This window comes from Roseateles sp., assembly GCF_052436255.1.
Taxonomy (GTDB): Bacteria; Pseudomonadota; Gammaproteobacteria; order Burkholderiales; family Burkholderiaceae_C; genus Pelomonas.
The window spans coordinates 22,926-30,001 of sequence record NZ_JBQVNP010000057.1 but is presented as its reverse complement, the minus strand read 5'-3'; the positions used below and the strand labels follow the sequence as shown (position 1 = coordinate 30,001).

Annotated in this window: 9 protein-coding genes and 1 pseudogene; 3 read left to right on the top strand and 7 right to left on the bottom strand. The window is 68.6% G+C overall.

All coding sequences use genetic code 11. From position 1 onward, the window contains the following. The 3 genes and pseudogenes from ACT6S0_RS14515 to ACT6S0_RS14505 form a co-directional block, all read left to right on the top strand. Positions 1-210: pseudogene (locus ACT6S0_RS14515) on the top strand (N-acetylglucosamine kinase); the annotation flags it as partial. A 46-nt stretch (positions 211-256) separates the two neighbouring features. After that, the gene (locus tag ACT6S0_RS14510) at positions 257-1,063 is read left to right on the top strand and encodes a DeoR/GlpR family DNA-binding transcription regulator (RefSeq protein ID WP_444764538.1); all 807 of its coding nucleotides are present in this window, start codon (positions 257-259) and stop codon (positions 1,061-1,063) included. 75 nt (positions 1,064-1,138) lie between these two features. Beyond that, a complete protein-coding gene (locus tag ACT6S0_RS14505) occupies positions 1,139-1,450 on the top strand; it encodes a DUF5076 domain-containing protein (RefSeq protein WP_444764537.1) in 312 nt (103 codons plus the stop codon). A gap of 78 nt (positions 1,451-1,528) precedes the next feature. On the opposite strand, the gene ACT6S0_RS14500 is transcribed toward ACT6S0_RS14505, so the two are convergent. From ACT6S0_RS14500 to ACT6S0_RS14470, 7 genes are read right to left on the bottom strand one after another with little or no spacing between them, the layout of a single operon-like run. After that, positions 1,529-2,713 carry a Fic family protein gene (locus tag ACT6S0_RS14500; RefSeq protein ID WP_444764536.1) on the bottom strand — a complete coding sequence of 395 codons (1,185 nt, stop codon included), beginning with the start codon at positions 2,711-2,713 and terminating at the stop codon, positions 1,529-1,531. A gap of 57 nt (positions 2,714-2,770) precedes the next feature. Continuing rightward, complete coding sequence (locus tag ACT6S0_RS14495; protein ID WP_444764535.1) at positions 2,771-3,205, bottom strand: RidA family protein; 435 nt, start codon at positions 3,203-3,205, stop codon at positions 2,771-2,773. Then, a complete protein-coding gene (locus ACT6S0_RS14490) occupies positions 3,202-3,618 on the bottom strand; it encodes an acyl-CoA thioesterase (protein WP_444764534.1) in 417 nt (138 codons plus the stop codon). The genes ACT6S0_RS14495 and ACT6S0_RS14490 overlap by 4 nt, the downstream gene beginning before the upstream one ends. 35 nt (positions 3,619-3,653) lie before the next feature. Continuing rightward, the gene (locus tag ACT6S0_RS14485) at positions 3,654-4,364 is read right to left on the bottom strand and encodes an ABC transporter ATP-binding protein (protein ID WP_444764533.1); all 711 of its coding nucleotides are present in this window, start codon (positions 4,362-4,364) and stop codon (positions 3,654-3,656) included. Continuing rightward, the gene (locus tag ACT6S0_RS14480) at positions 4,361-5,149 is read right to left on the bottom strand and encodes an ABC transporter ATP-binding protein (RefSeq protein ID WP_444764532.1); all 789 of its coding nucleotides are present in this window, start codon (positions 5,147-5,149) and stop codon (positions 4,361-4,363) included. Before ACT6S0_RS14480 ends, ACT6S0_RS14485 begins: the two co-directional genes overlap by 4 nt. Beyond that, complete coding sequence (locus ACT6S0_RS14475; RefSeq protein ID WP_444764541.1) at positions 5,100-6,059, bottom strand: branched-chain amino acid ABC transporter permease; 960 nt, start codon at positions 6,057-6,059, stop codon at positions 5,100-5,102. The genes ACT6S0_RS14480 and ACT6S0_RS14475 overlap by 50 nt, the downstream gene beginning before the upstream one ends. Further along, positions 6,052-6,972: a branched-chain amino acid ABC transporter permease gene (locus tag ACT6S0_RS14470; protein WP_444764531.1), complete on the bottom strand. Its 921-nt coding sequence runs from the start codon at positions 6,970-6,972 to the stop codon at positions 6,052-6,054. The genes ACT6S0_RS14475 and ACT6S0_RS14470 overlap by 8 nt, the downstream gene beginning before the upstream one ends. Positions 6,973-7,076 lie beyond the last annotated feature (104 nt).

Below are 7,076 nucleotides of genomic sequence, written 5' to 3'. Positions count from 1 at the left end.
ATCCAGGCCCTGCCGGTGTCGTACTCGGGCGGCGTGTTCGCGGCTGGCGAGCTGGTGCTGGGCCCGCTGCAGGCGGCACTGGCGCGGCGCCTGCCGGGCGCCGTGCTGAAGACGCCGCAGTTTGGCCCGGAGCTGGGCGCCGCGCTCTACGCCGCGCGCCTGGGTGGCCGGCCGCTGTCGGCCCAGGCCCTGGCCCGCCTGGCCGGCTGAGCGCCGTCGATATCATTCGAAAGTCGGCCGCCGCCCTCTATCCCGCATGCCCGCCTCCCTCTCACTGCCCGCGAAAACCGAAAGCCCGCTGCTCATTGACGAGCGCCGCCGGCTGATCCGCGAGCTGGTGCAGAGCCAGGGCCGCGTCACGGTGGACCAACTGGCCGAGCGCTTCGGCACCTCGGTCGTCACCATCCGCAGCGACCTCAACGCACTGGCCGCCACCGGCGCCGTGCTGCGCACCCACGGCGGCGCACTGGCGCAGCGCGACACCGAGGAAGTGCCCATCGGCGTCAAGCAGAAGCTGCGCCACGAACAGAAGGCCCGCATCGCCATCGAGGCCGCCAAGCTGATCCGCGACGGCGAGACCATCCTGCTCGACTCGGGCTCCACCACCGAAGAGATCGCCAAGCAGATCCGCGGCCTGCGCCTCACATCGCTGAACGTCATCACCAACGCGCTGAACATCGCCGCCCTGCTGGCGACCGTGCCGCACGTCAACCTCATCATGCCGGGCGGCCAGCTGCGGCCCAACTCCTTCTCGCTGTCCGGCCCCCAGGCCGTGGCGGCGCTGCAGGGCCTCTACGCTGATCGCTTGTTCCTGGGCGTCGACAGCCTGGACCCCGACATCGGCTTGATGACGCCGCATCTGCTCGAAGCGCAGTTGAACGCCCAGATGATGAAGATCAGCCGCCAGGTGGTCGCGGTGGCGGATGCGTCCAAGCTGATGAAGCGCAACCTGTCGGTCATTGCGCCGGTGGAGCAGTTGGACATGCTGATCACCGATGCCGGGGCGGATCAGGCGATCGTGGATCAGTTGCGGGGGCGGGGGATTGAGGTGGTGTTGGCTTGATTGGCGCTTAGCCGCCCCAGCCGCCAGCGGATCAAACCTTTTCCAGCCTCACGGCCAAGAATCCGAAACAGCCCCATGAAGCCACTTGTCATCCCGCCAGCCGCACAACGAGACGAGAACGCCGTTCAAATGCTGAGCGCGTGGATTGCCGAACATGGGCAACACTGCACCATCAAGGTTGGCATGTGGGAGGGCCAAGGGCGCAACGAAGCGCTTATCTGGGGCATGTTTCTCGCGGACACTATCCGCCACATTGCCAACGCCTTGCAAGAGAACTATGGCCAGCCAGTACCCGAGACCATATCAGCCATCCTGGCAGCGCTTCACGAAGAGCTTGGCGAGCCGACATCTCCAGTAGAGGGCAACTTCGCGGATGGACACAACTGAGCCGTGATGCTCGTAAGGCACGTGGCTTCAGAAAGTCAGTCCGGCACCTACCCGCGCTAAAGCTGCAGGACACACGCATCAAGCCACGCCCGGGCCTTCGCCCACCGCGACGCCATGGGTCCAGCCTGGCACGTTGACGTGATACCGCAAAGCCTTGCCCGCGCCCGTGGTCCAGAGCTGCCCGCGCTTGACCATCTCCGCCAGATCCCGTGTCGCCGTGGCCTTGGACGCACCGGTCATCTTCATGTACTTCTCGGCGTTGAGCCCGCCCAGGAAGCCGCCATCGCCGTCGTCGAGCAGCCGCTGCAACACCTTGCGTTGGCGTTCAGGCAGCCCTGCGATGCCGTGATGCTCCGCAAACCGGCGCTTCACGAGGGCCTGGTCCATCGTGGCGCTGGCCGCCAAGTAGGCCGCGGCGCATTGCCGCACGAACCATTGCACCCAGGCGGTGACGTCCATGCTGCCGCGCTGGCAGCGGTTCAGATGTTCGTAGTAGTCGGCGCGGCGCTCCAGCAGTTGCCGCGACAGGCTGAACAGCCGGACCGGCGTGCTGAGGTGCTGCGCCACGGCCATGTCGACGAGGGCGCGGCCGATGCGGCCATTGCCGTCCTCGAACGGGTGAATGCTCTCGAACCAAAGGTGGGCGATGGCGGCACGGGCCAGTCCGTCCAGAGGCGCTTTCGACGCGCCGCCGGGCGCGGTGTCGTTGAACCAGCCGATGAAGTGCGCCATGTGCCGGGGCACATCGGCCGATGGCGGCGCCTCGTAGTGCACGACCTCGCGGCCGGGCAGGCCGCTGATGATCTGCATCGGGTCTGGGTGATCGCGGTAGCGGGCCACGGCGATGCGGTGCAAGCCTGAAGTCCCGCCGGGAAACAGCGCCGACTGCCACCGGCAGAGCCGGTCGTCGTCGAGCGGCGTGCCGGGTCCGGTGGTCGCGTCGTGAATGACGGCGACCAGGCCGTCCACGGCGCGGTCGATGGGACCTTGCGCCTGCAATCCCATGCGGCGCATGACCGACGACCTGACGGCGTCCAGCGACAGCCGCTCACCTTCAATGGCCGCGGTGGTCAGCACCTCGTCCGCCATCGAGTCGAGCGCGACGTCGCTGATAGCGGTGAAGCCGATGGCCGCAGCCTTGCCTTCCATGACGCCATGCAAACGGTAGGCGCGGGCCAGGTCGGCGCTGACGGCGGCCTCGTCGTAAACGAAACCCGGCCAGTCGGCGCGAAGCCAGTTCCAGGGGCGTGCTTTCGCGGTCATGAGCCGCAATTTTGCACTATCGGCTCAAATGATGAGCCGAATTACCTGAAATGCGGCTCAGGCGCCCGCGTCTGCCGGCTCAGGCGCGACCTCCGGCACCACCGCCGTCACCTCGATCTCCACCTTGGCCCGGTCCTCCATCAGCGCCGACACCTGCACCGCGCTCATGGCGATGCCGTAGTCGCGGCCCAGCACGTCGCGGTAGGCAGCGCCCACCTCGCGGCCACGGGCGATGTATTCGCGCTTGTCGATGAGGTACCAGGTCATGCGAACGATGTGCTCGGGCTGGGCACCCGCCTCGGCCAGCACGGCGCGGATATTGAGCAGCGTCTGGCGCACCTGGGCGATGAAGTCGTCGCTGTCGAACTCGCAGCGCTCGTTCCAGCCGATCTGGCCGGCGACGAAGACTTGGCGGCCGCTCGCCGCGACGCCGTTGGCATAGCCGCGCGGCTGGGTCCAGCCGGCGGGCTGCAGGATCTGCTTGTTGTTCATGAGCTTGTCTCCTGTTGTGCGGCGAGCGAGCGCTGCAGCGCAGCGCGCAGATCGTCGGGAAAGGCCTGGGGCTTGTGGTCGCTGAGCGAGGTGCAGACCAGCACCTGCGTGAATTCGACGAGCGGGCCACTTACTCCCTCATCCTTGCCGTCGAAGACGACGCGCAGCGTCACCGAACTGCGGCCGAGCCGCTCGATGTGGATGCGTTGCACCAGGCTGTCGCCATGGCGGCTGACGCGCACGAAGCGCGTCTCGAGCTGCGCTGTAGGCATGCCGACGCGGCGCTGGCCGATCAGTTGCTCGAAGGGCAGCCCCAGCCCGTTCCCGAACCAGTCCTCGACCAGCTCGTTGAGCATCTCGAAGTAACGCGGATAGAAGACGATGCCGGCCGGGTCGCAGTGGCCGAAGCGCACGAGTTGTTCGCGTTGAAAGGCGCAAGCACTCATCTTCAAACCCCCACGTATTTCTGCCACAGCGCCGGGTCGGCTGCGAGCGCAGCCGACGGACCCGCCCACGCCACGCGGCCGCGCTCGACAACGGTGTGGTGGTCGGCCAGGCGGATCAGCCGCTGCACGTATTTGTCGACGACCAGGATGGTCTGGCCGGCGGCGCGCAGCAGGCCCAGGCAGCGCCAGATCTCCTCGCGCAGGAGCGGGGCCAGGCCTTCGGTCGCTTCGTCCAGCACCAGCAGGCGCGGGTTGGTGACCAGCGCGCGGCCGATGGCCAGCATTTGCTGCTCGCCGCCCGACAGCTGCTGGCCCATGTGAGCGGCGCGCTCGGCCAGGCGCGGGAAGAGGCCGTAGACACGCTCGGGCGTCCAGGGCTCGGCCGCACCGCTGCGGTTGTTGGCGAAGGCACGCAGATGCTCGTCGACGCTGAGGTTGGGGAAGACCTGGCGACCCTCGGGCACCAGGGCCAGGCCCAGCCGCGCGATGCGGTCGGCCGGCCAGCCGGTGATGTCCTGGCCGCAGAAGACGATGCGCCCGCCGCTGGGCGCCAGCCAGCCGCACAGGCAGCGCAGCAGCGTGCTCTTGCCCATGCCGTTGCGGCCCAGCAGCGTGGCGACCTCGCCGGCCTGCATGGACAGATCCAGGCCAAACAGCACCTGGCTGGCGCCGTAGCCGGCTTCGAGTTGCTCGATCTGCAGCAGTGCCGTCATGAGATCACCTCGTCGCCGAGGTAGGCGCGCTTCACCTCCGCGTGATCGCGGATCTCGGCTGGCGTACCGCTGGCGATGACGCGGCCGGCCACCAGCGTGGAGATGCGGTCAGCCAGGCGGAAGACGGCGTCCATGTCGTGCTCGACGAGCAGCAGCGTCAGGCCTTCGCGCCTGAGCGCCAGCAGCAGCTCGACCATGCGCGCCGACTCGTCCTGGGCCATGCCGGCCAGCGGTTCGTCCAGCAGCAGCAGGCGCGGCTTGGCGGCCAGGGCGAGGCCGACTTCGAGCTGGCGTTGTTCGCCATGTGCGAGTTCGCCGGCAACGCGGTCGGCTTGTGCGGCCAGCCCGACGCGTGCGAGCAGCGCGCCTGCCTCAGCATGCGCCGCCGCATCCGCACGCGCAGCGCGCCACCACGACGGCGCACCCTCGCGCCGCGCCAGCACGGCCAGCACCAGGTTGTCGCGCACGGTGCAGGGCTTGAACAGGCTGGTGATCTGGAAGCTGCGCACCAGGCCAGCCTGCACGCGGCGGGCCATGCCCTGGCGGGTGACGTCATGACCGTCGAAGACGATGGCACCCAAGTCGGGCGCGAGGCTGCCTGCGATCTGGTGGATCAGCGTCGTCTTGCCGGCGCCGTTGGGGCCGATCAGCGCATGCAGTTCGCCGGCACGCACCTCAAAGCTCGCACCGTCGGTCGCGGCCAGCGCGCCGAAACGCTTCACGAGGTTCTTGACTTCAAGCACGGCGCGCCTTCCGGCCCAGTCCCGCAAGGCCACGCGGCGCATACAGCACGACGAGCAGCAGCAGCGCGCCCAGGCCCAGCTGCCAATGCAGCGTGTAGCCCGACAACAGCTCCTCCAGCAGCAACAGCGCCAACGCGCCCAGCGGCCCGCCCCACAGCGCGCCCGCGCCGCCGATGATGACCATGACCATCAACTGGCCGGACTGCGACCAGTGCATCAGGTGCGGCGACACGATGCCGTTGAGGTTGGCCAGCATGGCGCCGGCCAGGCCGGCGATGGCGCCCGCGAGCACAAAGGCCTGCCAGCGCAGCGCAAACACCCGGCCGCCAGCCGCTGCGACGCGTACCTCGTTCTCGCGCGCGCCCTGCAGCAGCCAGCCAAAGGGCGAATTGACGAGGCGCTGCAGGCCGGCCATGACGATGGCGAAGAGAGCCAGCGCCACCCAGTAGAAGCTCGCGTCGTCCTTCAGGTTCAGGCCGAGGCCCAAGGCCGAACGCTGCACCAGCGGCAGGCCGTCATCGCCGCCATAGGCCTTCAGCGACACGGCCAGGTAATAGAACATCTGCGCGAACGCCAGCGTGATCATGATGAAGTAGACGCCGCGGGTGCGCAGGCTGATGGCGCCAATCACTGCTGCCGCAACTGCACTGACCAACATCGCCGCCGGCCAGGCGACCCAGGCGGAGGTGACGCCCGCCTCCATCAGCACGCCCACCGTGTAGGCGCCCAGGCCGATGTAGGCCGCATGGCCGAAGCTGACGAGGCCGCCGAAGCCGAGGATGAGGTTGAGGCTGGACGCCGCGATGGCGAAGATGAGGATGCGCGTCCCGACGACGGTGTAGAACTCCAGGCCCAGGGCCTCCAACGCGAGGGGCAGCGCGGCGAGCGCAAGCAGCAGCGGCCACGTCCAACGCCCGAGGCCGCGGTGATGAAGTGAATGCGCTTCAGCCATGGGCAGGGAACAAGCCACGGGGCTTCCAGAACAGGATGGCGGCCATCAGCACGTAGATCAGGATTGAGGCCAGCGCCGGGCCGAGGTTGGCGGCGACCTCGGGCGAGGCGAGATGGCGCAACGCGGCGGGCAGCAGCGTGCGGCTGGCGGTGTCCACCAGGCCGACCAGCAGCGAGCCCACCAGCGCGCCGCGCACCGAGCCGATGCCGCCGACGACGATGACGACAAAGGCGAGGATGAGGATGCTCTCGCCCATGCCCACCTGCACCGCGAGCAGCGGGCCGAGCAGGGCGCCGGCCAGCGCGCACAGCGCCGCGCCGAGGCCGAAGACGGCCGTGAACAGGCGGCGTATGTCGACGCCCATGGCGGTGGCCATCTGGCGGTTGGACGCGCCGGCGCGCACCCACATGCCGGCACGGGTGCGCGTCACCAGCAGCCACATCAGCAGCGCGACGGCGAGGCCGACGCCGATGATGAGCAGGCGGTAGGCCGGGTAGTGCAGGCCGGGGAGCAGTTCGACGGGGCCGGACAGGGCGGCGGGCGTGCCCAGCATCAGCGGCTGGTCGCCCCAGAGGATGCGCACGCCTTCATTGAGCATGAGGATGAGCGCGAAGGTGGCCAGGACCTGGCTGAGGTGGTCGCGGGCGTAGAGCTTTCGCAGGAGGGTGACTTCGAGCAGCATGCCGAGGAGGGCGGTGCCGGCGACCGCCGCTGCGATGGCGAGCAGGAACGAACCGGTCGCGGCGGCGGTGGCAGCGGCGAGGTAGGCGCCGACCATGTAGAGCGAGCCATGCGCCAGGTTGATCATGTCCATGATGCCAAACACGAGGGTGAGGCCGGCGGCGAGGAGGAAGAGCATCAGGCCGAATTGGAGGCCGTTGAGGAGTTGCTCGGTGATGAGGATCCAGTCCATGTGGGGGCGCGGCGCTCGCTACTTCTGGTTGGCGGCCAGTGTGGTGCCGGGAGTCCCGCCCGGCGGCGGGGTAACTTTCTTCTGCGGGGCCAGAAGAAAGTCAC